Source organism: Stenotrophomonas sp. KH_029, assembly GCF_057839765.1.
Window position 1 is genome coordinate 1,886,458 of record NZ_CM174498.1, and the last position, 26,813, is coordinate 1,913,270.

At 68.9% G+C, this 26,813-nt stretch carries 24 protein-coding genes; 11 read left to right on the plus strand and 13 right to left on the minus strand.

Going from position 1 to position 26,813, the window contains the following annotated elements:
• Positions 1-17: 17 nt before the first annotated feature.
• The 3 genes from AC3ITM_RS08750 to AC3ITM_RS08760 form a co-directional block, all read right to left on the minus strand.
• The gene (locus tag AC3ITM_RS08750; RefSeq protein ID WP_228885006.1) at positions 18-653 is read right to left on the minus strand and encodes a methylthioribulose 1-phosphate dehydratase; all 636 of its coding nucleotides are present in this window, start codon (positions 651-653) and stop codon (positions 18-20) included.
• 587 nt (positions 654-1,240) lie between these two features.
• Entirely contained in the window at positions 1,241-2,668 is a 1,428-nt protein-coding gene (locus AC3ITM_RS08755; RefSeq protein WP_489269815.1) for an amino acid permease, read from the minus strand.
• Between the two features lie 69 nt (positions 2,669-2,737).
• Positions 2,738-4,216 (minus strand): amino acid permease, encoded by a 1,479-nt coding sequence (locus tag AC3ITM_RS08760; RefSeq protein ID WP_489269816.1) that lies wholly within the window; start codon positions 4,214-4,216, stop codon positions 2,738-2,740.
• A 184-nt stretch (positions 4,217-4,400) separates the two neighbouring features.
• Here AC3ITM_RS08760 and AC3ITM_RS08765 point away from each other — a divergent pair, with 184 nt between their 5' ends.
• Complete coding sequence (locus AC3ITM_RS08765) at positions 4,401-4,985, plus strand: NUDIX hydrolase (protein WP_489269817.1); 585 nt, start codon at positions 4,401-4,403, stop codon at positions 4,983-4,985.
• A gap of 183 nt (positions 4,986-5,168) precedes the next feature.
• Here the strand turns inward: AC3ITM_RS08765 and serA are convergent, their stop codons facing one another.
• Positions 5,169-6,410 carry a phosphoglycerate dehydrogenase gene (gene serA / locus AC3ITM_RS08770; RefSeq protein ID WP_228884999.1) on the minus strand — a complete coding sequence of 414 codons (1,242 nt, stop codon included), beginning with the start codon at positions 6,408-6,410 and terminating at the stop codon, positions 5,169-5,171.
• A gap of 185 nt (positions 6,411-6,595) precedes the next feature.
• On the opposite strand from serA, the gene AC3ITM_RS08775 reads away from it, so the two are divergent.
• The 3 genes from AC3ITM_RS08775 to AC3ITM_RS08785 all read left to right on the plus strand — a co-directional run bounded on the left by AC3ITM_RS08775 (position 6,596) and on the right by AC3ITM_RS08785 (position 10,159).
• Positions 6,596-7,984 (plus strand): FAD-binding oxidoreductase, encoded by a 1,389-nt coding sequence (locus AC3ITM_RS08775; protein WP_489269818.1) that lies wholly within the window; start codon positions 6,596-6,598, stop codon positions 7,982-7,984.
• A 61-nt stretch (positions 7,985-8,045) separates the two neighbouring features.
• The gene (locus AC3ITM_RS08780) at positions 8,046-8,342 is read left to right on the plus strand and encodes a DUF2388 domain-containing protein (protein WP_489269819.1); all 297 of its coding nucleotides are present in this window, start codon (positions 8,046-8,048) and stop codon (positions 8,340-8,342) included.
• Complete coding sequence (locus AC3ITM_RS08785) at positions 8,342-10,159, plus strand: DUF7844 domain-containing protein (protein WP_489269820.1); 1,818 nt, start codon at positions 8,342-8,344, stop codon at positions 10,157-10,159. The genes AC3ITM_RS08780 and AC3ITM_RS08785 overlap by 1 nt, the downstream gene beginning before the upstream one ends.
• Here AC3ITM_RS08785 and AC3ITM_RS08790 read toward each other — a convergent pair.
• Both AC3ITM_RS08790 and AC3ITM_RS08795 read right to left on the minus strand, forming a co-directional pair.
• Positions 10,137-11,204: an ATP-binding protein gene (locus AC3ITM_RS08790; RefSeq protein ID WP_228884993.1), complete on the minus strand. Its 1,068-nt coding sequence runs from the start codon at positions 11,202-11,204 to the stop codon at positions 10,137-10,139. The two genes, AC3ITM_RS08785 and AC3ITM_RS08790, sit on opposite strands and share 23 nt — an antisense overlap.
• A complete protein-coding gene (locus AC3ITM_RS08795) occupies positions 11,204-11,950 on the minus strand; it encodes a response regulator (protein WP_489270063.1) in 747 nt (248 codons plus the stop codon). Before AC3ITM_RS08795 ends, AC3ITM_RS08790 begins: the two co-directional genes overlap by 1 nt.
• Positions 11,951-12,078: 128 nt before the next feature.
• On the opposite strand from AC3ITM_RS08795, the gene AC3ITM_RS08800 reads away from it, so the two are divergent.
• The 4 genes from AC3ITM_RS08800 to AC3ITM_RS08815 all read left to right on the plus strand — a co-directional run bounded on the left by AC3ITM_RS08800 (position 12,079) and on the right by AC3ITM_RS08815 (position 17,418).
• On the plus strand, positions 12,079-13,230 hold the full coding sequence (locus AC3ITM_RS08800; RefSeq protein WP_489269821.1) for an efflux RND transporter periplasmic adaptor subunit: 1,152 nt from the start codon (positions 12,079-12,081) through the stop codon (positions 13,228-13,230).
• Between the two features lie 69 nt (positions 13,231-13,299).
• Positions 13,300-16,413, plus strand: coding sequence for a multidrug efflux RND transporter permease subunit (locus AC3ITM_RS08805; protein ID WP_489269822.1), 3,114 nt, complete (start codon positions 13,300-13,302; stop codon positions 16,411-16,413).
• A gap of 1 nt (position 16,414) precedes the next feature.
• Complete coding sequence (locus AC3ITM_RS08810; protein ID WP_489269823.1) at positions 16,415-16,804, plus strand: nuclear transport factor 2 family protein; 390 nt, start codon at positions 16,415-16,417, stop codon at positions 16,802-16,804.
• A 98-nt stretch (positions 16,805-16,902) separates the two neighbouring features.
• Positions 16,903-17,418: a hypothetical protein gene (locus AC3ITM_RS08815; RefSeq protein ID WP_489269824.1), complete on the plus strand. Its 516-nt coding sequence runs from the start codon at positions 16,903-16,905 to the stop codon at positions 17,416-17,418.
• 12 nt (positions 17,419-17,430) lie between these two features.
• Here AC3ITM_RS08815 and AC3ITM_RS08820 read toward each other — a convergent pair whose 3' ends face one another.
• The 7 genes from AC3ITM_RS08820 to AC3ITM_RS08850 all read right to left on the minus strand — a co-directional run bounded on the left by AC3ITM_RS08820 (position 17,431) and on the right by AC3ITM_RS08850 (position 24,285).
• Positions 17,431-17,973 carry a hypothetical protein gene (locus tag AC3ITM_RS08820; protein WP_489269825.1) on the minus strand — a complete coding sequence of 181 codons (543 nt, stop codon included), beginning with the start codon at positions 17,971-17,973 and terminating at the stop codon, positions 17,431-17,433.
• The gene (yeiP, locus tag AC3ITM_RS08825) at positions 17,963-18,529 is read right to left on the minus strand and encodes an elongation factor P-like protein YeiP (RefSeq protein WP_489269826.1); all 567 of its coding nucleotides are present in this window, start codon (positions 18,527-18,529) and stop codon (positions 17,963-17,965) included. Before yeiP ends, AC3ITM_RS08820 begins: the two co-directional genes overlap by 11 nt.
• Before the next feature lie 78 nt (positions 18,530-18,607).
• The gene (locus AC3ITM_RS08830) at positions 18,608-19,378 is read right to left on the minus strand and encodes an SDR family NAD(P)-dependent oxidoreductase (protein ID WP_489269827.1); all 771 of its coding nucleotides are present in this window, start codon (positions 19,376-19,378) and stop codon (positions 18,608-18,610) included.
• 92 nt (positions 19,379-19,470) lie between these two features.
• Positions 19,471-22,035 carry a sensor domain-containing protein gene (locus tag AC3ITM_RS08835; RefSeq protein WP_489269828.1) on the minus strand — a complete coding sequence of 855 codons (2,565 nt, stop codon included), beginning with the start codon at positions 22,033-22,035 and terminating at the stop codon, positions 19,471-19,473.
• Positions 22,032-22,925: a hydroxymethylglutaryl-CoA lyase gene (locus AC3ITM_RS08840; RefSeq protein ID WP_489269829.1), complete on the minus strand. Its 894-nt coding sequence runs from the start codon at positions 22,923-22,925 to the stop codon at positions 22,032-22,034. Before AC3ITM_RS08840 ends, AC3ITM_RS08835 begins: the two co-directional genes overlap by 4 nt.
• A 174-nt stretch (positions 22,926-23,099) precedes the next feature.
• Positions 23,100-23,486, minus strand: a complete 387-nt coding sequence (locus tag AC3ITM_RS08845) for a VOC family protein (RefSeq protein ID WP_489269830.1) — start codon at positions 23,484-23,486, stop codon at positions 23,100-23,102.
• Positions 23,487-23,496: 10 nt separating this feature from the next.
• Complete coding sequence (locus AC3ITM_RS08850; RefSeq protein WP_228884975.1) at positions 23,497-24,285, minus strand: enoyl-CoA hydratase-related protein; 789 nt, start codon at positions 24,283-24,285, stop codon at positions 23,497-23,499.
• A gap of 146 nt (positions 24,286-24,431) precedes the next feature.
• Between AC3ITM_RS08850 and AC3ITM_RS08855 the strand changes: the two genes are divergently transcribed.
• Genes AC3ITM_RS08855 through AC3ITM_RS08865 form a run of 3 tightly spaced genes read left to right on the plus strand, consistent with a single transcriptional unit; the run spans position 24,432 to position 26,796 of the window.
• On the plus strand, positions 24,432-24,686 hold the full coding sequence (locus tag AC3ITM_RS08855) for a FeoA family protein (RefSeq protein ID WP_228885245.1): 255 nt from the start codon (positions 24,432-24,434) through the stop codon (positions 24,684-24,686).
• The gene (gene feoB / locus AC3ITM_RS08860; RefSeq protein ID WP_489269831.1) at positions 24,683-26,542 is read left to right on the plus strand and encodes a ferrous iron transporter B; all 1,860 of its coding nucleotides are present in this window, start codon (positions 24,683-24,685) and stop codon (positions 26,540-26,542) included. Before AC3ITM_RS08855 ends, feoB begins: the two co-directional genes overlap by 4 nt.
• Complete coding sequence (locus tag AC3ITM_RS08865) at positions 26,542-26,796, plus strand: DUF6587 family protein (protein WP_489269832.1); 255 nt, start codon at positions 26,542-26,544, stop codon at positions 26,794-26,796. Before feoB ends, AC3ITM_RS08865 begins: the two co-directional genes overlap by 1 nt.
• Positions 26,797-26,813: the final 17 nt, after the last annotated feature.

Sequence of the window (26,813 nt, forward strand, 5' to 3'; positions counted from 1 at the left end):
GTAGCCCCGGCACCACGTCAGCCCCGCAGTTTGCGCAGCTCCAGCTCGCAGTGGAACAGGAACTCGAAGGCTTCCATATGGCGGCGCGCTTCGGCCATGGTACGGCCCCACGCGTACAGGCCGTGGCCGTCGATCAGGTAGCCCCACAGGCATTGGGTATCCAGCAGGGCGTCGACCTGGGCCGACAGCACGTCCATGTCCTGGGTGTTGGCGAACACCGGCACCTCGATGGCCATCTCGTGGGTGCTGTTGCCGTGGAAGGCCTTGAGCAGCTCATAGCCTTCCAGGCGGATATGGCCCTGCGGCGCGTACAGGCGCGAGGCGATGGTCTGCACCGGCGAATGGGTGTGCAGCACGCAGCCGATTTCCGGGAAGCGGCGGTACAGCTGGGTATGCAGCAGGGTCTCGGCGGACGGGCGCAGCGGCCGGCCGACGGCCTTGCCGTCGAAATCCACCACCATGATGTCGTCCTCCACCAGCCGGCCCTTGTCCTTGCCGGATACGGTGATCGCCGCGTGGCGATCATCCAGGCGGTGGGAGAAGTTGCTGCTGGTGGCCGGGGTCCAGCCGGCGTGGGCCAGTTCGCGGACGTTGTCGATCAGCAGCTGGGCCAGTTCGCTGAGGCGGGTGGTGTCGTAGGGGGAGGTGTTCATGCTGGCATTTTAGCTAGGTGTGGCCTTTAAAAGCATAAAGCAGGTTCTGTGGCTGGGTCGGGCGGGGTGGGGTTTGTGGGGGACGCCGTGAATACGTCCATGTAGGCTTAGCAGCGCCATCCATGGCGCCGATACCCCCACAAACCCCACCCCGCCCGACCCTCGACACGTTGAGGCGAGGGCCAGCATTTGGGGGGGAGGGCAGAGCCGGCCTTGCCGGCTCCAGTGCGTGACGACCCACGGTCGTCACCTACCAGATCCTTACCAACCGATGTTGTTGCCCTGCCTTTGTCTTTCGCACCGTCGCCGCATGTTGTCGAAGGGTGGGACGGTATGGGTTTGCGGGGGTATCGGCGCCATGGGCCGGACGCATGCGCCCGGCGGGTTGGGCAGGACGCTCAACCCCGGTCTTGCCGGGTACGCAGGACTGCGCACCCGAGCAAGGCGCTGCTAAGCCTACATGGACGTACTTGCGGCGTCCCCCGCAAACCCATACCGCCCCGCCAAACACACATCAACTGCCGAGCCTATGCTGTTGCTGTTGCTGTTGAAAAAGCGGGCCGCCGGGCCGCAGGCCCGGCATCCCATTACTTCCCGCGCAGGCGGCTGTGCCGGTAGCCGTAGCCGAAGTAGATCGCAAAGCCCAGCGCCGTCCAGACTCCCATCAGCATCCAGTTGTGCGCGGTCATCGCCGTCAGCAGGGCGATGCAGCTGAGCACGCCCAGCGTGCAGATCAGCCATGCCATCGGCATCCGGAACGGGCGCGGCAGGTCCGGCTGGGTGCGGCGCAGGATCAGCACCCCGGCGCAGACTGCGGCGAAGGCGATCAACGTGCCCATCGACGTCAGCTCGCCCAGGATGTCCAGCGGGAACAGCGCGGCCAGCAGGGCGATGCCGATGCCGGTGATCACCGTGTTGAGGTGCGGGGTACGGTACCTGGGATGGATCTTGGTGAACATCGGCGGCAGCAGGCCGTCGCGGCCCATGATCATGAAAATGCGCGGCTGCGCGATCACCATCACCAGCACCACCGAGGACAGCCCGATCAGCGCGCCGATCTCCACGATCACGCGCAGCCAGTCCAGCTGTGGATGGGCGGCCACTGCAGTCACCACCGGCTCGTCGGTGCCCAGCAGCTGGTAGGGCACCAGCCCGGTCATCACCGCCGCCATCGCGATGTACAGCACGGTGCAGATCACCAGTGACAGCAGCATGCCGATCGGCATGTCGCGCTGGGGTTTGTGCGATTCCTGCGCGGCCACCGACACCGCCTCGAAGCCGATATAGGCGAAGAACACCATCGCCGCCCCGCGCAGCACGCCGTCGAAGCCGTACTTGCCCGGGCCTTCGTTTTCGGGGATGAACGGGGTCCAGTTGGTCGGGTCCACGTACTTCCAGCCCACCACGATCACCAGCACGATCAGCGCGGTCTTGAGCACCACCATCGCCATGTTCATCGCCGAGGACTTGCTGATGCCCACATAGCACAGCCAGGTCAGCAGCAGCACCAGCACCGCGGCCGGAATATTGGCGATCGCCCCGGTGGGGCGCAACTGCGCGTCCAGCGGGGCGCTGACCAGCGCCGCCGGCAGCTGGATGTGGAAATGACTGAGCAGGCTCAGGAAATAGCCGGTCCAGCTGACCGCCACTGCCGAGGCCGACACCCCGTATTCGAGCACCAGCATCCAGCCGATGAACCAGGCCGACAGCTCGCCGAAGGTGGCGTAGGTATAGGTGTAGGCGCTGCCGGAGACCGGCACCATCGCCGCGAATTCGGCATAGGCCATCGCGCAGAACGCGCAGCAGATCGCGGCCAGCACGAACGACAGCATGATCGCCGGGCCGGCGTGGTTGGCTGCGGCCTGGCCGGTGATCACGAAAATGCCACCGCCGATCACCGCGCCGATGCCCAGCGCGGTCAGCCCCCAGGGGCCCAGCGTGCGGCGCAGGCTCAGGCCGTTGGCGTCTTCATGGGCGGCGTGCGGATGCTTGGTGGCCCACAGTTGCTTGAACATGGTCTTGGATGTCTTCTCAGGTGCGGGGCATCAAACGACCGGGCCGGCGCTGGGCCGGCCCGGAAGCAGTCAGGCGGAGGGCGTGTTCAACTTGCTGTGGCGGATGCCGTAGCCGAAGTAGATGCACAGGCCCAGCAGGGTCCAGCCCACGAACAGGTGCCAATGCACCGCGAACGCCTGCCAGAACAGGAACAGGCACGACAGCGCGCCCAGCGGGCAGATCACCCACACCAGCGGCACTCGGAACGGGCGCGGCAGCTCGGGGCGGGTGTAGCGCAGGATCAGCACGCCGACGCAGACCGTGGCGAAGGCCAGCAGGGTGCCCATCGAGACCAGCTCGCCGAGTACGTTCAGCGGCACCAGGCCGCCCAGCGACGCGGCCAGCACGCCGACCACGATGGTGCTCCAGTACGGGGTGCGGAAACGCTTGTGGACCTTGCCGAAGAGCTTGGGCAGCAGGCCGTCGCGGGAGATCGTGTAGGCGATGCGGGTCTGTCCCATCATCATCACCAGCACCACCGAGGACAGGCCGGCGATCGCGCCGACCTCTACGGCGGTCTTCAGCCAGGACAGGCTCGGGTAGGCTTCCAGCGCGGTGGCCACCGGCTTGTCGGTGCCCAGCAGGTGGTAGGGCAGCATCCCGGTCAGTACCGCGCACACCACGATGTAGACCAGGGTGCACACCGCCAGCGAGCCGAGCAGGCCGATCGGCATGTTGCGCTGCGGGTCCTTGGTTTCACCGGCGGCGGTGGAGACCGCATCGAAGCCGATGTAGGCGAAGAACACGATGGTGGCCGCACGGAACACCCCGCTCCAGCCGAACTCGCCGGAGACCCCGGTGTTCTCGGGGATGAAGGGGTGCCAATTGGCCGGGTCCAGGTGCGCGGCACCGAAGCCGATGAACAGGCAGATCACGGTGACCTTGATCGCCACGATGATCGCGTTGACGAACGCGGACTGGGTCACGCCCACGTACAGCAGGCCCGACACCGCTGCCACGATCAGCACCGCCGGCAGGTTGAACAGCTTGCCCGAGGAGACGAATTCCTGCCCGGTCCAGGCGATCGGCGCGGCACTGAGCGCGTCGGGGAAGGGCATGTGCAGCGTGGTGGTGATGAAGCTGATCAGGTAGGCCGACCAGCCCACCGCGACCGAGGCCGAGGCGAACAGGTACTCCAGCACCAGGCACCAGCCGATGAACCAGGCCATGCCTTCGCCCAGGGTGGCGTAGGAATAGGAGTAGGCGCTGCCGGAGACCGGCATCATCGCGGCGAACTCGGCGTAGCACAGCCCGGCCAGCGCACAGGCGAAGCCGGCGAACACGAAGGAAAGCATTACCGCCGGCCCGGCGTGGTTGGCCGCGGCCTGGCCGGTCAGCACGAAGATGCCGGCGCCGATCACCGCGCCGATACCGAGCATGATCAGGTGTTTGGCTGTGAGGGTCCGTTTCAGTGTGGGCTCGCCGTCCAGGCTGCCTTCGATGGGTTCGCCAGCATCGACGTGCGGTGCCGGTGCGACCGGTTTGACCCTCAACAGAGACTTCAGCATGCAGTGCTTCCCTAAATGAACAAAGGTGAGGCGCGCGGTACATTGCCGCGCACCCTGATGGCAACTGGGCGCCCCAACGGAGCGGGGCCCGCTGTACCTTAGCCAAAGCTGAAGCCCGCACACAAGCACAAATGCAGCATGACCCGGCGATAATCGACAAATCCCGCCCGAACCGCCCGCCGCCATGCCGCTGAACCCCGAATCCATTGTCGTAGTTGATGCCCAACTGCGCGCCCAGCTGGCCGACTATGCCCGGCGCCAGCCTGCGCACGCCGCGCTGGCTGACGAATTCAGCACACTATTGGACGATCCGGAAAATCCGTTCCTGCGCCAGCGCCTGGCCGGCCATTTCACCGGCAGTGCCTGGCTGGTCAGCGCCGACGGGCAGCGCGTGCTGCTCACCCACCACCGCAAGCTGGACCGCTGGCTGCAGCTGGGCGGCCATGCCGACGGCGAGCGCGACCTGGCCCAGGTGGCGCTGAAGGAGGCCGAAGAGGAGTCCGGGCTGGGCGGGCTGGTACTGGAGGATGGCGGGTTGTTCGACATCGACAAGCACTGGATCCCCGCGCGCCTGGACGTGCCCGGTCACTGGCATTACGACGCCCGCTATGTGGTGCGCGCGCTGGGCAGCGAGCAGTTCGCGGTCAGCGAGGAATCGCTGGCGCTGGCCTGGCGCGAGATCACGGACGTGGCCAACGCGATGATCGATACCCCGGACGGGGATGATTCGCTGCCGCGCATGGCAAAGCGGTGGTTGGAGCGGCGATAGCGCATTCGCGCTTCCGCCCCCACGCTTTGCTGCGCAAAACGCGGGCCCCGCTCACCAACACCCACATCCCCCGCGCCGTTGGCGCGCCCCCCTTGACTCAAGGGGGGCTCTCCACCTGATGCATGGCCTCATACCGTTGGTTCGCGCCATCTACCGATGACGCACCTCGGCAACGAAGCTGGGTCAATACAGCACGCGGGTGCGCAGGGTGCCGGGGATCGCCGCCAGCTCTTCGCGGACCGCGCCGGCCTGGGCTTCGCTGGCGGTGATGTCGATCACCACGTAGCCCACCTTGGCATCGGTACGCAGGAACTGGCCGTCGATGTTGACGTTGTGGCGCGAGAAGATTTCGTTGACCCTGGACAGCACGCCCGGCACGTTCTGGTGGATGTGCAGCAGGCGCAGGCTGTCCTCGTGCTCGGGCAGGGTCACCTCGGGGAAATTCACCGCCGACAGGGTGCTGCCGTTGTCGCTGTAGCGTACCAGCTTGGCGGCAACTTCCACCCCGATGTTGTCCTGCGCTTCCAGCGTGCTGCCGCCCACATGCGGGGTCAGGATCACGTTGTCGTGCGCGGTCAGCGGCGACACGAACGCATCGCCGTTGCCCTTGGGCTCGACCGGGAACACATCCAGCGCCGCGCCGCCGATATGGCCGCTGCGCAGCGCCGCATCCAGCGCGTCGATATCGACCACGGTGCCACGCGCGGCGTTGATCAGGTGCGCGCCCGGGCGCATCCGCGCCAGTTCGGCCGCGCCGATCATCCACTGCGTGGACGGCGTTTCGGGGACGTGCACGGTGACGATGTCCGCGCGTGCCAGCAGGTCGTCCAGGCTGATCGCCGCACGCGCATTGCCCAGCGACAGCTTGGTTTCCACGTCGTGGAAGATCACCTGCATGCCCATCGCCTCGGCCATCACCCCGACCTGGGTGCCGATGTGGCCGTAGCCGATGATGCCCAGCGTCTTGCCGCGTACCTCGTGGCTGCCGGCGGCCGACTTGGACCAGCCACCGCGGTGGCACTCGGCGTTCTTCTGCGGAATGCCGCGGGTCAGCATGATCGCTTCGGCGATCACCAGCTCGGCCACGCTGCGGGTATTGGAGTAGGGCGCGTTGAACACCGGGATGCCGGCATGCTCGGCCGCGTCCAGGTCGACCTGATTGGTGCCGATGCAGAAGCAGCCCACCGCCATCAGGCGCTTGGCATTGGCCAGCACCTCGGCGCTGAGCTGGGTGCGCGAGCGGATGCCGACGATGTGGGCCTCGGCGATGCGCGCTTTCAGTTCGTCCTCGGGCAAGGCCTTGCTGTGCAGCTCGATCTGCGAATAGCCGGCTGCGGTGAACACGTCGATCGCCGTCTGGCTCACCCCCTCCAGCAACAGCACGCGGATATCCTGCTTCGGGAACGAGGTCTTCTTCGGCGACATGGGCAAGCGGCAGCATGGAGGGCGGGAGCGCCCAACTATGCCAGAACCCGGCCCGGATTGTGCAGTGCGCCAAACAGCGGCCGGATGGTTTCAGATGCATCCGTTGGGTTGGGCGACCGGGGCATTCAGGCCACCAGCGGTGGTCTGCTACCCTTGCCGGCTTACCCCCGTTCCGTGCTGATGCCATGACCGATCCGCGCCTTTCTTCGCTGTTGCAGGACTGCCCCGGGCTGCGGCTCACCACCGAGCCGGCCGACCTGGAGCACTACGGGCGCGACTGGACCCGGCGCTGGACCCCGGCGCCGCTGGCGATCGCGCTGCCCGGCAGCGTGGAGGAGGTGCAGGCGATCCTGCGCTGGGCCTCGGCGCACCAGGTTGCGGTGGTGCCCTCGGGCGGCCGCACCGGCCTGTCCGGTGGCGCGGTAGCCGCCCATGGCGAACTGGTGCTCAGCCTGGAGCGGATGAACAAGCCGCTGGCCTTCGATGCGGTCGACCGCACCCTGACCGTGCAGGCCGGCATGGCGCTGGAAGCGGTGCACAACGCCGCGCTGGAACACGGGCTGATCTATCCGGTGGATTTCGCCGCGCGCGGTTCTTGCTCGATCGGCGGCAACATCGCCACCAATGCCGGCGGTATCCGGGTGATCCGCTACGGCAATACCCGCGAGTGGATCGCCGGGCTCAAGGTGGTCACCGCCGACGGCCAGCTGCTGGAACTCAACAAGGGCCTGATCAAGAACTCCAGCGGCTACGATTTCCGCCAGCTGCTGATCGCCTCCGAAGGCACCCTGGGGGTGATCGTGGAGGCCACGCTGCGGCTGACCGAGCCGCCGCCGGCCAGCAATGTGATGCTGCTGGCCGTGCCCAGCTTCGAGGTGCTGATGCAGGTATTTGCCGCCTTCCGCGAGCGCCTGCAGCTGCAGGCCTTCGAATTCTTCACCGACCGCGCGCTCGAGCACGTGCTTGCCCATGGTGCGCAGGCCCCGTTCGAGCAGGTGCATCCGTTCTATGTGGTCACCGAGTTCGCCGCCGGCGACCAGGCCCAGGAAGACGCCGCGATGGCCGCCTTCGAGGCCTGCATGGCGCAGGGCTGGGTCAGCGATGGGGTGGTCAGTGCCAGCGATGCGCAGGCCGCGCAGCTGTGGCGCCTGCGCGAGGGCATCACCGAGGCGGTGGCCCGCTACAAGCCCTACAAGAACGATGTGTCGGTGCGGATCTCGGCGATGCCCGCGTTCATGGCCCAGACCCAGGCGCTGATCGGGCAGGCGTATCCGCAGTTCGACGTGGTCTGGTTCGGCCATATCGGCGACGGCAACCTGCATATCAACGTGCTCAAGCCCGATGCCACCGCCGACGCCGAGTTCCTCGGCCAGTGCGAGCAGGTGACCAAGCTGCTGGCCCAGGTGCTGGCCCGTTTCGACGGCAGCATCTCGGCTGAACACGGCATCGGTCTGGTCAAGAAGGCGTATCTGGACAGCACCCGCAGCGCGGCGGAAATCGCCCTGATGAAAGCGGTCAAACATGCGTTTGATCCACAAGGGCTGCTGAATCCCGGCAAGCTGTTCGACCTGTAGGCCGCGACAGGCCTTCACCCAGCCTATACGCTCTGCGTTTTCCACCGCGAACGACACCATGATGATGCGTCCGATCCTGCTTCTCGCCGTGCTTGCCCTGCCGCTGTCGGCGCTGGCTTCCAGTTTCGCCGGTTCTTCGGCCGGCTCCGCCTCCGGCGCGTCCTCGGCCGGTTCGTCCAGCTCGGACGATGACAAGATCGTGCTGGACGCGCGCAACGATGCCGCCGCGTTCGTCGCCAGCGACGGCGCCATCCGTGGTGCGCGCCTGGAAGCGGCGTTGCTGCACCTGCGCGAACACGATGCCGCCCAGCGCGGCGCCAGCGACCTGGCCCTGGCCCGGGCCATGCTGGCGCGCTGATGCAGGCACCTGGCCGGGTCCGCCGCTGGCGTTGGGCGGTCCTGGCGGCGGTATTGGCCGCGCCGCTGGCGCAGGCCGCGCTGCAGTTCGACCTGCAGCCCGACGGGCTGGACCCAACCCGGCGCGCGGCCGCCGAACGCGTGCTGCAGGCGATGCAGCTGCAGCTGCCGCCGGCCTGGCAGGCGCGCTTCGAGCAACCGGTAACGGTCCGCTGGTCGGACACGCTGCCCGACCACGTGCATGGGCGCGCCCGCCAGGGCGCGATCACCCTGCGCGGCGACCTGCTCGACCAGGTGCTCCCGGCCGAGCCGGTGCCGCGCGCGCTGCAGGCCGCGCTGATCCACGAACTGACCCATGTGCTCGACCGTTCCGCCCACGGCGGCTGGTCGCGCAGCGGGCGCTGGCGCGATCTCAGTGGCTGGCAGCAGCGGCCGTGGCGGCTGGGGCGCAGCGCCAACCGCTTCAGCCAGCGCAGCCCCGATGCGTACGAGCGCACCAGCCCGGCCGAGTTCCTGGCGGTGAACGCCGAACATTTCCTGCTCGATGCCGGCTATGCCTGCCGGCGTCCGGCGCTGGCGGCATGGTTCACCGACACCATCGGCGCCAGCGGGCTTGCCGCGCACTGCGACGGGCGGCTGCCGCTGGTACAGGCCGAGGCGGTCAACGGCGCGGCATCGCTGCTGGAACTGGATCCGGCGCGGGTCTACGCGGTGGACTACCTGCTGGCCGAGGGCAACGACCGGCTGATGAGCCGCTGGGGCCACAGCATGCTGCGCCTGGTGATCTGCGCCCCGGGGCGGGCGCCGGGTCCGGCCTGCCGGATGGACCTGGCCCATCACCGGGTGCTGTCGTTCCGCGCCTTCGTCGACGACGTGCAGATATCCAGCTGGCGCGGGCTCACCGGCGCCTACCCGTCGCGGCTGTTCGTGCTGCCGTTGAACCAGGTCATCAACGAATACACCCAGGTGGAGCTGCGCGGACTGTCGTCGGTGCCGCTGCGGCTGGCCCCGGCGCAGATCGGCAGCCTGCTCGAGCGGGTGGCGCAGGTGCATTGGAGCTACGACGGCCGCTACCTGTTCGTCAGCAACAACTGTGCGGTGGAAACCGGCAAGCTGCTGCAGGAGGGCGTACCGGGCTGGGCCACGCCGGGGTTGAACCGGATCACCCCGCGCGGCCTGCTGGCGCGGCTGCAGCGCGAAGGCCACGCCGATACGCGTGTGCTCGACGACCGTGCGCTGGCCATCCGGCAGGGCTACTACTTCGCCTCGGCGCAGGATCACTACCAGCAGTTGTTCGACGTGGCCCGCGCCGAACTGCCGCTGCAGGACGTGCGCGTGGAGGACTGGCTGCGGCGCCCGGCAGCGCAGCGGGCAGGGTACGTGGACGCCGCCGGCCTGCGCACGACGTCGGCCCTGCTGTTGCTGGAACAGGCCGCGCGCCAGCGCGAGGAACTGCGCGCCCGCGACGTGCTCAAGCGCGCGCTGGGCAATTCGGCCGCGGGCACTGATACGGCCCGCGATGCGCTGATGGCCTTGCTGCGCGACAGCGGCCAGCTGGTCAGCCCGTCCACGCTGGTACCGTCCGGCGGGTACGGGCTGCCACTGGGCAGCGAGCGCGACGCGGCAGCGGCGGCGACCGCGCAGCTCAGCGCCCACGGCGTACCGGCCTGGCAGCAGCTGCAGCAGCAGTTGCGCGCGCTGCTGCCGGCGGCGCAGCAGCGCGAACTGGCCACCATCGATGACTCCCTGGCCCGGCTGGGCGCGCGGATGCGCGCACTGGCCGGCGCCGATGCGGCTACTGGCGCGGCAATTCGATGACGAACCGCGCACCGCCCAGTGGGCTGGCGGTGCAGGACACGCGGCCACCGTGCGCATCGGCGATCGCCTTGACCACGGCCAGGCCGAGCCCGCTGCCGCCGCGCTGGCGCGAACGCGAGCCATCGCCGCGCATGAACGGATCGAAGATGTTCGCGCTCAAAGCCGGGTCGATGCCCGGGCCTTCATCGTCGACCGACACCTGCACATGGGTGAGCGTGTCGTGCACGGCGATCCGCACCCGCCCGGGGGCGGCATAGCGGCGCGCGTTTTCCAGCAGCGCCATCAAGGCCTGGCGGACCCGGGTCGGGTCGCAGTGGGCGGGGTGTTCTTCGCGCGAGGTTTCCAGTTCCAGCACGAAGCCGCCGCTGCGGAAGCCGGGGTCGACCAGGGTCATCACCGTGTGCACTTCGTGCACCACATCGCTGCGGGCACGGCGCACGTCCAGCCGTGCGCTGTCGGCCAGGCTGAGCACGCGCAGGTCTTCGATCAGCCGCGACAGCCCTTCCACCTGGGCCAGCAGGCTGCGGAACTGCGCCTGGTCGGGCTGGAACACGCCTTCGGCCAGGCCCTGCAGGCGCCCGCGCAGGATGGTCACCGGGGTGCGCAGTTCGTGGGCGATGGCCGCATGCCACATCAGCCGGTCGGCCTCCATGTTCTGCAGCCGGCGCGCCATCGCGTTGAAGTCGTCCACCAGCAGGGCCACCTCGCCCAGCGAGTGGTCGCTGGCGGTGGCGCGTGCGCCCAGGTCGCCGCCGGCCAGCTTGCCGATGCTGTCCACCACCGAGTTGAGCGGGGTCAGGATGCGCTGGGACAGCCGCACCGAGGCGGCCACCGCCAGGGCAAGCCCGATCAGGGTGACCCCGGCCATCCAGACCAGCTCGGGGCCGCTGGGCATCCAGCCGACCGGTTCCTCGGCGGCCAGCGGGAAGAACTCCACCAGTACGGCATACAGGAAGTAGGAGCTGAGCAGGATCATCACGATCACCGCCAGCACCATCAGCGACATCGACAGCACGATGTGCCGGCTCAGACCGGAGCGGCGCATCAGTGGTCGGCCGTGAGCCGGTAGCCGACCCCGCGCACGCTGGCCGGCACGTTGCCCAGGCCGACGTCGTCGAGCTTGCGGCGCAGCTTGCTGACGTGGCTGTCCACGGTGCGCTCCAGCGCTTCGCTCTCGGGCAGGCACTGCAGCATCAGCTCGCTGCGGCTGAAGATCCGCGACGGCGCCAGCGCCATGCAGTGCAGCAGCTTGTATTCGGTCAGGGTCAGCAGCAGCTCATGGCTGTAGCCGTCGCCTTCCACATGCACCGAATGGTTCTGCGGGTCGATCACCAGCGGGCCCACCCGCAGGATGCCCGGTGCGGCCTCGCGCGGGGCATTGAGCGTGCGCCGCAACACCGCACGGACCCGCGCGGCGACCTCGGCCGGGTTGAACGGTTTGACCACGTAGTCGTCGGCGCCCATGCGCAGCGCGGTCAGCTTGTCCAGGTCCTGGTCCAGCGCGGTCAGCATGATCACCGGCGTATCGCCGCGCTGGCGCAGGGTATTGAGTACCGTCCAGCCATCCATGCCGGGCATCTGCACGTCCAGCAGGACCAGGTCCGGGCGGGCGCTGCGGTGCAGTGCCAGGGCGTTCAAGCCGTCGTGGGCGCGCAGCGTGCGCAGGCCTTCGCGGTGCAGGTAGGCGGCGACGATGTCGGCGATGTCCGGCTCGTCTTCGACGATCAGCACCAGCGCGGTGAGCGAGCGGTCCCATTGCGCCTGCGCGCTGGATGATTCGGTGGCGTGCATGCGGGCCATGGCCGGAAGGTGCTTGTACTCCATCGTATCTCCACATTTCCTCCATCGAAACCCCACGCAGGCCACGCAGACTTCGCCGTTCATGATTCTGGCCGGGCGTCCGGCCCCTTGTGCGACCGATGAAAACCTTCAAGCAATATGCCGCGCTGTGTGCGCTGCTGGCCGTCGTGTTGACGGCCTGTTCCAACCCGCAGGCCGAACTGCCGGCGGTGCCGCAGGTCAGCGTACTGGCGTTGTCGCCGGCGGCGGTGCAGCGCGACGATGAACTGCCCGGCCGGGTGGCGGCACTGCGTACCGCGCAGATCCGTGCCCAGGTCGGCGGCATCGTGCTCAAGCGCCTGTTCGAGCAGGGTGCCGAGGTCCAGGCCGGTACGCCGCTGTTCCAGATCGACCCGGCCGCGTTCCGTGCCGACCTGGACAGTGCCGCCGCGCTGCTGCAGCGCAGTGAGGCCGCCTTGCTGCGGACCGGGGTGCAGGCCGAACGGCTGCAGTCGCTGGCCGCCGCGCAGGCGGTCAGCCAGCAGGCGCGCGATGACGCGCGCGCCGAACACCAGCAGGCGCTGGCCGATGTGGCCCACGCGCGCGCCACGCTGGCGCGGCGTCGGCTGGACCTGCGCTATGCCACGGTGCAGGCGCCGATCTCCGGCCGCATCGACCAGGCCCTGGTCACCGAAGGGGCGCTGGTGACCACCAGCGATGCCACCCCGATGGCGGTGGTGCAGCAACTGGACCAGGTGTACGTGGACGTGCGCCAGCCGGCCTCGATGCTGGAGAGCATCCAGCGCAGCCTGGCGGCGGGCCGCTTGAACAAGGCCGACGGCCTGCCGGTGACCCTGGTCGGCAGCGCAGGCCAGGTCTACCCCGAGCAGGGGCGGATCCTGTTCTCGGGCATCAACGTGGACGCGCAGACCGGTGACATCGTGCTGCGCGTGGTGGTCGACAACCCCGACCGCCGCTTGCTGCCGGGCATGTTCGTGCGGGCCCGGGTGCCGCGCGGGGTGCAGCCGGCCGCCCTGCTGCTGCCGCAGCAGGCGGTGCTGCGCAGCAGTGGCGGGCAGGCCTATGCGTGGGTGATCGGCAGCGATGGCAAGGCGGTGATCCGCACCATCGAGATCGACGGCCAGGTCCACCGCCGCTACGTGGTCCGCAGCGGGCTGCGTGCCGGCGAGCGGGTGGTGGTGGAAGGCCAGGAGCGGCTGCAGGAGGGCATGGCGGTCGCCGCCCGGCCGTGGCAATCCCGGCCGGACACCGACGCGCTGGCCGCGCCCTGACAGCGATTGGATCAACTTTCCCCTGGATGATGGTGTCGGCCGTTGCGGCCGATGCACAAAGGACGTGGCATGCCGCAGTTTTTCATTGACCGCCCGGTGTTCGCCTGGGTGCTGGCGATCTTCGTGGTGCTGGCCGGGGTACTGGCGATCCCGCGCCTGGCGATCGAACGCTATCCGGCGGTGGCCCCGCCCAGCGTCAGTATCTATGCCAGTTACCCCGGCGCCACCGCGCAGACCATGAACGATGCCGTGGTCGGGCTGATCGAGCGCGAGCTGTCCGGGGTCAAGCACCTGCTGTACTTCGCCTCGTCCACCGATACCTCCGGTGAAGCCACCATCACCGCCACCTTCCGCCCCGGTACCGATCCGGAGCTGGCCCAGGTGGACGTGCAGAACCGGATCAAGGCGGTCGAGCCGCGGCTGCCGCAGGTGGTGCGGCAGAACGGGCTGAGCGTGGAGGCGGCCGATTCGGGCTTCCTGATGCTGGTCGGGCTCAAATCCAGCGACGGGCGGCTGGACGAGGTGGCGCTGGGCGACTACATGGCGCGCAGCATCGTCGAGGAACTGCGGCGCATCGACGGCGTCGGCCGGGTGCAGCTGTTCGGTGCCGAGCGCGCGATGCGGATCTGGGTCGATCCTGCCCAACTGGTCGGCTATGGGCTGACCCTGGCCGACCTGGCGGCGGCGATCAATGCGCAGAATGCGCAGATCGCGCCGGGCCGGGTCGGCGATTCGCCGGCGTTGCCGGGCCAGCGGGTCACCATTCCGCTGACCGCCGAAGGCCAGCTGAGCACGCCCGAAGCGTTCGCGGCGATCGTGCTGCGCGCCAACCCGGACGGCTCCCGGGTGGTGATCGGTGATGTGGCCCGGGTCGAGCTGGGCGCGCAGAGCTATGCCTGGTCCACCCGCGAGGACGGTACCCCGGCCACCGCCGCGGCGATCCAGCTTTCGCCCGGGGCCAACGCCGTGCGTACCGCCGCGGCGGTGCGCGCGCGCATGGCAGAACTGGCGCCGACCCTGCCGGCCGGCATGCAAGCCAGCGTGCCGTTCGACACCGCACCGTTCGTGGAGATCTCCATCCGCAAGGTGCTGACCACCCTGGTCGAGGCGATGGTGCTGGTGTTTGCGGTGATGTACCTGTTCCTGCAGAACATCCGTTACACGCTGATTCCGGCGATCGTGGCGCCTATCGCATTGCTGGGTACCTTCGCGGTGATGCTGGCGGCGGGGTTCTCGATCAACGTGCTGACCATGTTCGGCATGGTGCTGGCGATCGGCATCATCGTCGACGATGCGATCGTGGTGGTGGAAGGCGTGGAGCGGATCATGGCCGAAGAAGGGCTGCCGCCGCGCGAGGCCACCGTCAAGGCGATGAAGGAGCTGACCGGGGCGGTGGTCGGGATCACTCTGGTGCTGACGGCGGTGTTCATTCCCATGGCGCTGGCCGATGGTTCGGTGGGCGCGATCTACCGGCAGTTCACCCTGGCCATGGCGGTGTCGATCCTGTTCTCGGCGCTGCTGGCGCTGAGCCTGACCCCGGCACTGTGCGCCACCTTGCTGGCGCCGAGCACGCGCGGCCACCATGGCCGGGGCGGTGTGTTCGGCCGCTTCAACCGTGGCCTGGACCGCATGACCGGCCGTTACCAGGGCTGGGTGGTGCGCATCGTGCGGCGCGGCGGGCGCAGCATGGCGGTGTTCGCCGCGCTGGTGGTGGCGCTGGGGCTGGGCCTGCACCTGTTGCCCGGTGCCTTCCTGCCCGAGGAGGACCAGGGCTATTTCATGACCTCCATCCAGCTGCCGGCCGATGCCACCGCCGAGCGCACCCTGGAAGCGGTGCAGACCTATGAGGCGCATGTCGCCTCGCGCCCGGGCATCGCTTCCAACCAGTCGATCCTGGGCTACAGCTTCGCCGGCTCCGGGCCGAATGCGGCGCTGGCCTACACCATGCTCAAGGACTGGGGCGAGCGTGCCGGCGCCACCGCCGCCGGGGAAGTGGCGCGCGCGCAGGCGGCGATGGCCAGGGTGCCCGAAGGGCAGATCATGAGCCTGATGCCGCCGGCGATCGACAGCCTGGGCAGTTCCTCCGGTTTCGAGCTGCGCCTGCAGGCCCGCGCCGGGCAGGATCACGCGCAGCTGCAGGCGGCCCAGCAGCAGTTGCTGGCACTGGCCCAGGCCAGCCCGAAGCTGCGCGATGTGTATGCCGAAGGGCTGCCGGCGGGCAGTACGGTGCGGCTGGAGATCGACCGGCACAAGGCCGAGGCGATGGGGGTGGGGTTTGCCGACATCAGCGATACCTTGTCGGCGGCGATGGGCTCGCAGTACGTCAACGATTTCCCCAATGCCGGGCGCATGCAGCAGGTGATCGTACAGGCCGATGCGCCGCACCGCATGCATATCGAGGATGTGTTGAAGCTGCACGTGCGTAATGCCGGCGGTGGCATGGTGGCGCTGTCCGAGCTGGTCACTCCGGTGTGGTCGCAGGCGCCGCTGCAGCTGGAGCGCTACCAGGGCTTCCCGGCGCTGAGCCTGTCCGGCGCTGCCGCGCCGGGTACCTCCAGCGGCCAGGCCATGGCCGAAATGGAGCGGCTGGCGCGGCAGCTGCCGCCCGGCTTTGCGCTGGCCTGGACCGGGCAGTCGCTGCAGGAGCGCCAGTCCGGCGCGCAGGCGCCGTGGCTGATGCTGCTGTCGATGCTGGTGGTGTTCCTGGTGCTGGCCGCGCTGTATGAAAGCTGGACCATTCCGGCGGCGGTGATGCTGGTGGTGCCGCTGGGGCTGTTGGGCGCGGTGGCGGCGGTGTTGCTGCGTGGCCTCCCCAACGATGTGTTCTTCAAGGTCGGGATGATCACCGTGATCGGCCTGTCGGCCAAGAACGCGATCCTGATCGTGGAATTCGCGCGCCAGCTGCAGCAGCAGGGGCGCAGCCCGGTGGATGCGGCCATCGAGGCCGCGCGGCTGCGGCTGCGCCCGATCCTGATGACCTCGCTGGCGTTCGCGCTGGGCGTGGTGCCGCTGATGCTGGCCCGCGGCGCATCGGCCGAGACCCAGCATGCGATCGGCACCGGGGTGTTTGGCGGCATGCTCAGCGCCACGGTGCTGGCCGTGCTGTTCGTGCCGTTGTTCTACGTGCTGATGCAGAACGTGCGGCGTTGGCAGTGGCCAGGGCGGCGACGCCGCGGAGGATGAGATGAGCGAGGCATTGCTGGAATCCAACATCGCCCGTGCCGAGGCGGAGCTGCAGCGCTTGCTGCTGGCCCAGGACGTGGCCGCAGTGCAGGCGTGGCTGTCGCCGTCGCTGTTCTTCACCGACCAGGTGGGGCAGTGGTTGGGGGTGCATCCGTGCATGGCGGCGTGGTCGGCGCAGCGGTTGGCGATTACGGCGTTGGACCAGGGCGCGGTGGAGTACCTGCTGTGTGGCCAGCTGGCGCTGGTGTCCAGTGATGTACGGCTGGGCTGTGCCGGCGCCGATGGCGAGCAGGTGCATGCGCTGCGCCTGCTGCGGGTCTGGGCCAGCTGTTCCAGCCCGGCCGGGGTGCACCTGCTGTCGGTCGGGGTATTGCCGGCGCGCGGGCGCTGAGGCGTTGCAGGAGGGCCGGAGTCAGTGCCGCTTCACCTCCGGCGGTAGCGCCGCGGCTAGGATCAGGGGTTGACCGCAACAACTGCAAGGAGTCGAACATGCGTGCATTTCCATGGCTGTTGAGCCTGACCATCGTGGCCGGGCTGAGTGCCTGCCAGCCGGCGCAGCAGGGCGGGAGTGCCGTTGCGGCGGACGCGGGCAAGCCGGCGCCGGCGGCTGTGGCCGGCCCTGCGACGGGCGGCGTCACCGATGCCGGCGCGCAGGGCGCCACGGTTCCGGCGGCCGCTGCCGGCGCGAGCGCTGGCTTCCGTGCCACCGGCAACGAGCCGGGCTGGCTGGCCGAATTCACCCCCGGTGCGGCCCCGCGCCTGCGCGTGGAAACCGGCTACGGCGAGCGCACGTTCGAGATCGCCGCGCCCACCCAGGGCAAGGATGGCTGGTCGGGCAAGGCGGCCGACGGGACCGAGATCAAGCTGACCTTCCAGCGCACGGTGTGCCAGGACGACATGAGCGGACAGGCGTTCGGTGCCACCGTCAGGTTGACCGTGGGCGCGCGCCAGTACCACGGCTGCGGCGATTTCGTCGGGGCACCGGCGCTGGCCGCCAGGCCGTAACGTACCGTCGCCTCAGCGCATGTCCTGCGGGCGGCAGTAGTCCGGCGCGGTATTGGTGAACAGGTCGTAGCGTTTGCCGACGCCGATCAGCGCGTGGCGGATGGCGCAGTCATCGAAGTAGCGTTCGTAGAGCGCCTCGAACCGGCCTTCGCGGCCGTCGCAGAATTCCGCCCATGCCGCCTCCAGGTCGCGCTTGCGTGCCGCGTCGTAGGCTTCTTCACCGGCGAAATGCTGGCAGGTGTTCTCGCGTTCGAGAAAGGCGCGGACATCGGCCGGCATCGTGCAGTAGATGCCGATGTCGTCCAGGTTGCCCAGATCCCGAGGGACGTCGCAGCCAGCCTGCGCATGCGCCTGCTGCAACGCGTCCAGGCCGGGCAGGGCGGTGCTGGCGTCCGACTCTGCCAGCGCGGCGCTGTCGGCAGTCGCTGCCGGTGCAGTTGCAGTTGCGACCGGCGGGGCCGCCGCCGGCGACTCGGCACTGTGGTCCGCTGCCCGCGGCGAACACGCCGCGAGCAGGGACAGGCCACACAGCAGGACCAGACGCCTAGTCGGCACGGCCGGCGAATTCACCGGTGGTGGTGTTGACCAGGACGCGCTCGCCGTTGGCGATGTACTCCGGCACCATGATTTCGATCCCGGTGTTGAGCTTGGCCGGCTTGGGGCGCTTGGTGGCGGTGCCGCCCTTCAGTTCCGGCGGGGTTTCCACCACTTCCAGCACCACGCTGGTCGGCAACTGCACGCCCACCGGGGTCTCGTCGATGACCTGCACGTAGATGCCGCTCAGCCCGTCGGTGATGTAGCCGGCGTCATCGCCGAGCACGTCGGCATCGACCATGTAGGGGGTGTAGTCCTCATCGTCCAGGAACACGTACACATCGCCATCCATGTACGAGTAGGTGGCCTGGCGGCGCAGCAGTTCCACTTCCGGCAGGTTGTCGTCGGCATCGAAACTGGCGTCGAGCTTGTTGCCGCCGGGCACGCTGTACATGATGAAGCGGAAGCGGACATTGCCGCCGCGGCCCTGCGGCGAGCTGCGTTCGATGTCGCGGATCTGGTAGACGCCGTTGTTGAATTCGACGACGTTGCCTTTCTTGATGTCGTTGGCTTTCATGGGAATGAAGGTCGGTTCGTGGAGGTGGCGGGCGCCATGCCGGGCGCCCTGCGGTTGCGGCCGGCGGTGCGGCTGCGCTTACTTCGGTGCCAGGCGCACCGCCCCGTCCAGACGGATGGTCTCGCCGTTGAGGTAGGTGTTGCCCAGGATGTGCGCGACCAGGCCGGCGAAGTCTTCCGGCTTGCCCAGCCGCGGCGGGAACGGGATCGAGGCGGCCAGCGATTCCTGCACGGCCTGCGGCATGCCATCGACCATCGGCGTCCAGAAGATGCCCGGAGCGATGGTCATCACGCGGATGCCGAAGCGCGACAGCTCGCGCGCCATCGGCAGGGTCATGCCGACCACGCCGCCCTTGGAGGCGGCATAGGCGGCCTGGCCGATCTGGCCCTCGTAGGCGGCCACGCTGGCGGTGTTGATGATCACCCCGCGTTCGCCGTCGTCGCCGGCGGCGTTGTGCTGCATGCGGTTGGCGGCTGCTTTGGCGACGTTGAAGCTGCCGACCAGGTTGACCATCACCGTATTCTGGAAGTTGGCCAGCGGCATCGGTGCTTCCTTGCCCAACACGCGGCCGGCGCCGAGGATGCCGGCACAGCTGATCGCTGCATTGAGGCCGTCGAGGAAGTCGTGGGCGGCATCGATGTTCGCCGCCACCGCGGCTTCGTCGCTGACGTTGGTGCTGAAGTAGCGCGCATTGGCCGCGCCCAGTTCGGCCACCGCGACCGCGCCCTTGTCGTCATTGAGATCGAACAGGGCCACCTTGGCGCCATGGGCGACCAGGTGCCGGGCCACCGACAGGCCCAGGCCGGACACGCCACCGGTGATGACGGCGCGGACAGAAGACAGTTGCATGGCACGGTTCCGCTGGTTCAAGAACCGCCGATTCTAACGGAACCGGGCTGGCGCAACCGGACCGCCGTGCCCGGGGCAGGGCGGCATCGCGCTCAGTGGCGCTGGGCCAGGCGCCGGGCGAACTCGTCGGGCAGCAGCCCCGGGGCGAACAGGAAGCCCTGGCCGACCGCCACGCCCAGGCCCTGCAGGAACTGGCGCTGCGGTTCCGATTCGATGCCCTCGGCGACCAGGCCCAGCCCCAGGCTGCGCGCGATGCCGCATACCGCCTCGCACACCGCCACGTCCGAGCGGTTGCCGGGTACGCCCTCGACGAACAGCTGGTTCAGTTTCAGCCCGTGGATCGGCAGCCGGCGCAGGTAGTTCAAGGCGCTGTAGCCCTCGCCGAAGTCGTCGATGGTCAGCAGTACGCCCATCTCGCGCAGCCGCGCGAAGGTGCGCAGGGTGTCCGGGGCGTCCTCGATCAGTACCCGCTCGGTGAACTCCAGTTCCAGCGCGCTGCCAGGCAGGCCGAACGCATCCAGGGCCTGGGCCACCTGCCGGGCCAGGTCGTCACCGACGAACTGCCGATAGGACACATTGACCGCCACGCGCACGATGCCCAACCCGGCGTCCTGCCACTGGCGCACCTGGCGGCAGGCTTCGCGCAGCACCCACAGCCCGATCCGCACGATGTCGCCGGTGCTTTCGGCATGGCCGATGAAGATGTCCGGGCGCAGCTCGCCCAACTGCGAGTTGCGCCAGCGGATCAGGGCCTCGGCGGCGATCAGCTGGCCGCTGCGCAGGTCCACCTGCGGCTGGTAGACCAGATGGAACTCATCGTCGTCCAACGCGCGGTGCAGCCGGCTTTCGATCTGCAGGCGGTCGTGCTGGCGCTGCGCCAGTTCGGCCGAGAACACCTGCCAGCCGTTGCGGGTGCGGCGCTTGCAGTCGTACATGGCGATGTCGGCGTTCTGGATCAACTGCTGCGGGCGCAGCCCATCCTGCGGTGCGCGCGCGATGCCGATGCTGGTGGTGACCGCGAACTCGTCGCTGCCGAACCGGAACGGGGTGCTGAAGGCGTGGGTGATCGCCGCGGCCAGGCGTTCGGGCTGGTCGGGCTGGTCGCGGGTGTCGCAGACCACCAGGAACTCATCGCCGCCGAAGCGCGCGAGCAACCCTTCGGTGCCGATCGCGGTGGCGATGCGGCGGGTGGCGTCGATCAGCAGCTCATCGCCGGCATTGTGGCCGAGCAGGTCGTTGACGGTCTTGAAGCGGTCCAGGTCGATGTACAGCACCGCCACCCGGCAATGGGTGGGGTTGGCCATGCGCGTGCCCAGGTCGTTGAGCACCGCATCGCGGTTCATGATCCCGGTCAGCGGGTCGGTACGCGCCTGGATGCGCAGGGTTTCCTCGGCCTGCTTGCGCGCGGTGATGTCCTGCACGGTGCCGGCGATGCGTGCGGCATCCACATCGCCGGCCTCGGCCTCGCCGATCATGCGCACCCAGAACGAGTGGCCGTCGCTGCGCTGGCCCTGCAGTTCCAGCTCGAACGGCAGCTGCCTGTCGATCACCTCCAGCAGCGCCTGCTGCAGCTGGGCGCGGTCGTCCACGCGCAGGCAGTCGAGCAGGTGCGACATGTCCTGCATCGGCAGCGCCTGGCCGAGGATGCGCGCGGCCTCGTCGGTCAGGTACAGGCGCTGCAGGCCGCGGTCCCATTCCCAGCCGCCGATGTGGGCCAGCGACTGGGCGCGGTCGAACAGGGTGTTGTTGCGCTTGAGCTCGGTGATGTCGCTGAACAGCCCAAACACATGGTCCGGGCAGTCGCGGCCAGTGCCGAACACCGGCACGTTGGTGGTGGAAATCCAGATCATGCGCCCGCGCGGGCGGTGGTACAGGCCGACGATGGTGCTACGGATGATGCGCCCGGTGCGCAGCGACACCGCCGCCGGCCATTGGTCGCGGTTGAGCGGATGGCCGTGTTCGTCCACGCTGATCCAGTCGTCGGGCGACAGCATCGTCTGCAGGCTGTTGCCGTTGCCGGGGATGCCCAGGATGCGGTGCGCGGCCGGATTGGCCGAGACCACGCGCAGGTCGCGGTTGAACAGCACCACGCCCTTGTCGATCGATTCCATCAGCAGCCGGTAGCGCGACTCGGCCTGCCAGCGGCTGCTCAGGTCGCGCGCCACCGCCACGATGCAGTGCTCGCCCTGGTGTTCGAACCCGGCCGAATGCACTTCCACCGGGAAGCGGCTGCCGTCGCCGCGCATGTTGGTGACTTCGATGACATAGGTCTCACCGCGGCCCAGCGCTTCCCATACCGGGTCCAGGTGGTCGCTGGGCAGGTCCGGGTTCAACAGCTCGATCGGTTGCCCGATGATGTCTTCGCGGGCACGCCCGTAGGCGCGCACGCCGGCCTGGTTGAGGTCCAGCACCACCCCCGATTGGCTGAGGATGCTGACCGGGTCGGGTACCGCATCGAACAGTGCGGCGTAGCGGCGCAGGGCCGACTGGCGCTGGTCCATGGCTTCCTGCAGGGCCTGCCGCGCATCGCGCAGCAGGGCATGCAGGTCTTGGCCCGGCGGGCGCGCCAGGGCGTGCTCCAGGGCGGCCAGCGCGTGGACGTGGGCGGTGAGATGGTCACCGACCGCCGCGCCCCGGCGCTGGCCGCGGCGGCTCATGTGGCCGCCAGCGCCTTGCCGGTCTTGCTGCCGGTCTGCCGGCCCAGCCGCGCGGCCAGCCAACGGCCGGTGGCGGCCAGCGCCGGCAGGTCGATGCCGGTGCGCATGCCGATGCCGTGCAGCAGGTACACCACATCCTCGCTGGCGACGTTGCCGCTGGCGCCCTTGGCGTAGGGGCAGCCGCCGGCGCCGGAGACGGCGGCATCGACCACGCGCACGCCTTCTTCCAGGCAGGCGTCGATATTGGCCAGGGCCTGGCCATAGGTATCGTGGAAGTGCACCGCCAGCGCGGCCATCGGGACTTCGGTGGCCACCGCCTGCAGCATCGCCCGCGCCTTGCGCGGAGTGCCAACGCCGATGGTGTCGCCCAGCGAGATTTCGTAACAGCCCATTTCATGCAGGGCGCGCGCCACGCGCACCACCTCGCCGAGTGCGACCTCGCCCTGGTAGGGGCAGCCCAGCACAGTGGACACATAGCCGCGCACCTTGACCCCATCGGCCTTGGCGCGTTCGAGGATAGGCGCAAAGCGCGCCAGCGATTCGTCGATGCCGGCATTGGTGTTGGTGCGGTTGAAGGTTTCCGAGGCCGCGGTGAACACCGCCACTTCGGCCACGCCCACCGCGCGCGCGCGGTCGTAGCCCTGTTCGTTGGGCACCAGCACCGGGTAGGCGATGCCGGGCCGGCGTTCGATGCCGGCATACACCTCGGCCGCATCGGCCAGCTGCGGTACCCAGCGCGGACTGACGAAGCTGGTGGCCTCGATGGTGCACAGCCCGGTCAGCGACAGCTGCCGGATCAGTTCGATCTTGTCGGCGGTGGCCACCGGCTGGGCTTCGTTCTGCAGGCCATCGCGCGGGCCCACTTCGACGATGCGGACAAAATCATCCACGGCCGGTCTCCCGGCGGACGGTAAGGCGCACGGCCAACAACGGACGGGGCAGGGGTCGGGTCACGGGGATTCCTGGCAGGTGAAAGGTGGCCCGCCTTCCCCGGCGGGCCACGAAAGGGGGATACGCGGGATCGGCGGAAAAGCGGCCACCCCGCGGTGGAAAACCCGGCCGGCTCAGCCCGGGCGGTGGCAGACCACTTCGATGTTGTTGCCGTCCGGGTCGAGCACGAAGGCGCCGTAATAGTGGGGATGGTAGTGCTCGCGGATGCCCGGCGCACCATTGTCGCGCCCGCCCGCGGCCAGCGCGGCCTGGTGGAAGGCGTCCACCTCGGCGCGGCTGCCGGCGGCGAAGGCCACGTGCACGCCGCCGTGGGCGCCGGGCGCGTTGCCGATCCAGAAGTCCGGCTTGCCGTCGCGGCCGAAGCCGGCGTGGTCGTGGTCACCGGTCTGGGCGGCGCTGACCTGCATCACCACGGTGATGCCCAGCGGGGCCAGGGCCTGCTGGAAAAACCCCAGGCTGCGCGCGAAATCCGCGCAGCGGATTCCAATATGGTCAAGCATGCCGTTCTCCTCAGTCCTGGGTGACCCAATGCGGGGCGCGCTTGTCCAGGAAGGCGCCCAGGCCCTCCTGGCCCTCGGCCGAGACCCGCAGCCGCGCGATCAGGGCCGCGTTGTCGCGGTCCAGCGCGTCGCGGTCGCGGCCGCTGCCGACCTGGCGGACCAGCTCCTTGGCCGACGCCGAGGCGATCGGGCCGGCCTTGTCGAGCAGGCCGAGCTGGCGCTGCACCGCTTCGTCGATGCGTTCAGGTTCGACCAGCTGATGGACCAGGCCGATCCGCAATGCGGTCTCGGCATCGAAATGCTCGCCGGTGGCGAACCAGCGGCGCGCCTGGCGTGGCCCGATCGCGTCGATCACATACGGCGAGATCACCGCCGGCAGCAGGCCCAGCCGGCTTTCGGTCAGGCCGAAGCGGGCCGCGCTGCTGGCGATGGCGATATCGCAGCAGGCCACCAGGCCGACCCCGCCACCGAAGGCGGCGCCCTGGATGCGGGCGATGGTCGGCTTGGGCAGCTCGTCCAGGGTGCGCATCAGCCGGGCCAGGGCCAGCGCGTCCAGACGGTTGTCCTCCTCGCTGGCCGTGGCCATGCCGCGCATCCACTGCATGTCCGCGCCGGCCGAGAACGAGGCGCCGTGGCCGGCCAGCACCACCGCGCGCACATGGTGGTCGCGGCCGGCCGCTTCCAGCGCCGCGGTCAGCTGCGCGATCAGGGCCGCGTCGAAGGCGTTGTGCAGGGTCGGGCGGTTCAGCCACAGGGTCAGCACCGAGGCGCTGCGTTCTATCTGTAGTGCATCACTCATGGGGGGCTACACGTGTCCATACATGTACCGATCATAGCTGGCCTGGGCAGCCAGACCATGACGCGACGCGGCGATGCTAGAATTGATAACCATTCCTATCAACCAGAAGGCGCCCTGTGTCGCTGTCTGATCTGCCCATGCACAGCGTGACGCTGTCTGATCTGCCCATGCATAGCTCGGCCCTGGTCGAATCGGTACAGGACCTGCATGCAAACGATGCCATCGCCCGCCGGCTGCGCGAACTGGGGTTCGTCAAGGGCGAGGACGTGCGCCTGGTCGCCCGCGGCCCGGTCGGCGGTGAACCGTTGCTGGTGCAGGTCGGGTTCACCCGGTTTGCCCTGCGGCGCAGCGAAGCGGCACGCATCCTGATCGCCCCCGGCCCCGCGCGGGGCACGGCATGAGCGCGGCCGCGCAGATGCTGCGGGTGGCGCTGGTGGGCAACCCCAACAGCGGCAAGACCGCGCTGTTCAACCAGCTCACCGGCAGCCGCCAGAAGGTGGCCAATTACACCGGGGTCACCGTCGAGCGCAAGGAAGGCCGCCTGCGCGCGCCATCGGGCCGCGAATTCGCCGTGCTCGACCTGCCCGGCGCCTACAGCCTGCAGCCGGCCAGCCTGGACGAGGCGATCACCCGCGACCTGTGCCGGGGCTTCTACCCCGGCGAGGCGGCGCCGGACGTGCTGCTGTGCGTGATCGATGCCACCAACCTGCGCCTGCACCTGCGCTTTGCGCTGGAGCTGCGCGAGCTGGGCAAGCCGATGATCGTGGCCTTGAACATGGTCGATGCGGCGCAGCGCCGCGGCATCAAGATCGACGTGCCGGCGCTGGAACAGGCCCTGGGCGTGCCGGTGGTGGAAACCGTGGCGGTGCGCCGGCATGGCGCCCAGCAGCTGGTGGAACGGCTGGATGCGATGGTGCCGCACCTGCAGGCGCCGGTGGAGGTGCCTGCGCCGGACAGCGACTACCACGCCCGCGTGCGCGACATCCTGGCCGCCTCGGTGAGCATGCCGACCCGTACGGCGAAGGTGGATGACGCGCTGGACCGCTGGTTGCTGCACCCGGTGTTCGGGCTGCTGACCCTGGCGGTGGTGATGTTCCTGATCTTCCAGGCGGTGTATGCCTGGGCCACCCCGGTCATGGACCTGATCGACGCCGGTACCGGCGCGCTCGGCGACTGGGTGGGCAGTACCTTGCCCGAAGGGCCGCTCAACAGCCTGCTGACCAAGGGCATCATCGCCGGTGTCGGCGGGGTGGTGATCTTCCTGCCGCAGATCCTGATCCTGTTCGCCTTCATCCTGGCGCTGGAGGAATCGGGCTACCTGCCGCGGGCGGCCTTCCTGCTGGACCGGATGATGTCCGCCGCCGGTCTGTCCGGGCGTTCGTTCATTCCGCTGCTGTCCAGCTTCGCCTGTGCGGTGCCGGGGATCATGTCCACGCGCAGCATCCAGGACCCGCGCGACCGCCTGGCCACGATCCTGGTGGCGCCGCTGATGACCTGTTCGGCGCGCCTGCCGGTGTATGCGCTGTTGATTGGTGCGTTCATTCCGGCCCAGACGGTGTGGGGCGTGTTCAACCAGCAGGGGCTGGTGCTGTTTGGCCTGTATGCGGCCGGCATCCTCAGTGCGCTGGCGATGTCGTGGACGATGAAGAAGTGGCGCCGTGACAAGAGCGAGCATCCGTTGATGCTGGAGCTGCCGTCCTACCGCATTCCGCACCCGCGCGACCTGGCGGTGGGTTTGTACGAGCGCGGCATGATCTTCCTCAAGCGGGTGGGCGGCATCATTCTGGCGCTGACCATCCTGCTGTGGTTCCTGCTGTCGTTCCCGGCCGCGCCGGTGGATGCGACGATGCCGGCGATCGACTACAGCTTTGCCGGGCGGATCGGCCATGCGATGGCGGTGTTCTTCGCGCCGCTGGGCTTCAACTGGCAGATCTGCATCGCGCTGATTCCGGGCCTGGCCGCGCGTGAGGTGGCGGTGGCATCGCTGGCCACGGTGTATGCGCTGTCGGCGGCCGACGACGATGCGGCCAGCCAGGCGCTGACCCCGTTGATCAGTGATGGCTGGTCGCTGGCCACGGCGTTGTCGCTGCTGGTCTGGTACATCTACGCGCCGATGTGCATTTCCACGCTGGCCACGATCAAGCGCGAAACCAATTCGTGGAAGCAGATGGGCTTTGCTACGTTCTATCTGTTTGCCGCAGCCTATATCGCCTCGCTGGTCACCTACCAGGTGACCGTGGCGCTGGGCGGCGGTTGATGGACACCGGGCTGCTGCTGCAATACGCGGTGATCGCGCTGGCGGTGGTGGTCAGTGCGTGGGTGGTGCTGAAGAAGCAGTTCCCCGGGGTGGTGCGCAAGGCGCGCGGCGCCATCGCGCTGGCGCTGGTGAAGCCGCAGCGGGCCGCATGGCTGCAGGCGTTGGGGCGGAAGATCGCCCCGCCGGCCAGCGGCGGCGGTGGTGCCTGCGGTGGCTGCGACAGCTGCGGCCCGAGTACACCCAAACAGCATTGACATCATCCGTAGCGCCA

What these genes read in the sequence shown, in the direction of transcription:
- AC3ITM_RS08750 (WP_228885006.1), bottom strand. Translation starts at nt 653, where the DNA reads ATGAACACCTCCCCCTACGACACCACCCGCCTCAGCGAACTGGCCCAG.
- AC3ITM_RS08755 (WP_489269815.1), bottom strand. Translation starts at nt 2,668, where the DNA reads ATGTTCAAGCAACTGTGGGCCACCAAGCATCCGCACGCCGCCCATGAA.
- AC3ITM_RS08760 (WP_489269816.1), bottom strand. Translation starts at nt 4,216, where the DNA reads ATGCTGAAGTCTCTGTTGAGGGTCAAACCGGTCGCACCGGCACCGCAC.
- AC3ITM_RS08765 (WP_489269817.1), top strand. Translation starts at nt 4,401, where the DNA reads ATGCCGCTGAACCCCGAATCCATTGTCGTAGTTGATGCCCAACTGCGC.
- serA (WP_228884999.1), bottom strand. Translation starts at nt 6,410, where the DNA reads ATGTCGCCGAAGAAGACCTCGTTCCCGAAGCAGGATATCCGCGTGCTG.
- AC3ITM_RS08775 (WP_489269818.1), top strand. Translation starts at nt 6,596, where the DNA reads ATGACCGATCCGCGCCTTTCTTCGCTGTTGCAGGACTGCCCCGGGCTG.
- AC3ITM_RS08780 (WP_489269819.1), top strand. Translation starts at nt 8,046, where the DNA reads ATGATGCGTCCGATCCTGCTTCTCGCCGTGCTTGCCCTGCCGCTGTCG.
- AC3ITM_RS08785 (WP_489269820.1), top strand. Translation starts at nt 8,342, where the DNA reads ATGCAGGCACCTGGCCGGGTCCGCCGCTGGCGTTGGGCGGTCCTGGCG.
- AC3ITM_RS08790 (WP_228884993.1), bottom strand. Translation starts at nt 11,204, where the DNA reads ATGCGCCGCTCCGGTCTGAGCCGGCACATCGTGCTGTCGATGTCGCTG.
- AC3ITM_RS08795 (WP_489270063.1), bottom strand. Translation starts at nt 11,950, where the DNA reads ATGCACGCCACCGAATCATCCAGCGCGCAGGCGCAATGGGACCGCTCG.
- AC3ITM_RS08800 (WP_489269821.1), top strand. Translation starts at nt 12,079, where the DNA reads ATGAAAACCTTCAAGCAATATGCCGCGCTGTGTGCGCTGCTGGCCGTC.
- AC3ITM_RS08805 (WP_489269822.1), top strand. Translation starts at nt 13,300, where the DNA reads ATGCCGCAGTTTTTCATTGACCGCCCGGTGTTCGCCTGGGTGCTGGCG.
- AC3ITM_RS08810 (WP_489269823.1), top strand. Translation starts at nt 16,415, where the DNA reads ATGAGCGAGGCATTGCTGGAATCCAACATCGCCCGTGCCGAGGCGGAG.
- AC3ITM_RS08815 (WP_489269824.1), top strand. Translation starts at nt 16,903, where the DNA reads ATGCGTGCATTTCCATGGCTGTTGAGCCTGACCATCGTGGCCGGGCTG.
- yeiP (WP_489269826.1), bottom strand. Translation starts at nt 18,529, where the DNA reads ATGAAAGCCAACGACATCAAGAAAGGCAACGTCGTCGAATTCAACAAC.
- AC3ITM_RS08830 (WP_489269827.1), bottom strand. Translation starts at nt 19,378, where the DNA reads ATGCAACTGTCTTCTGTCCGCGCCGTCATCACCGGTGGCGTGTCCGGC.
- AC3ITM_RS08835 (WP_489269828.1), bottom strand. Translation starts at nt 22,035, where the DNA reads ATGAGCCGCCGCGGCCAGCGCCGGGGCGCGGCGGTCGGTGACCATCTC.
- AC3ITM_RS08845 (WP_489269830.1), bottom strand. Translation starts at nt 23,486, where the DNA reads ATGCTTGACCATATTGGAATCCGCTGCGCGGATTTCGCGCGCAGCCTG.
- AC3ITM_RS08850 (WP_228884975.1), bottom strand. Translation starts at nt 24,285, where the DNA reads ATGAGTGATGCACTACAGATAGAACGCAGCGCCTCGGTGCTGACCCTG.
- feoB (WP_489269831.1), top strand. Translation starts at nt 24,683, where the DNA reads ATGAGCGCGGCCGCGCAGATGCTGCGGGTGGCGCTGGTGGGCAACCCC.
- AC3ITM_RS08865 (WP_489269832.1), top strand. Translation starts at nt 26,542, where the DNA reads ATGGACACCGGGCTGCTGCTGCAATACGCGGTGATCGCGCTGGCGGTG.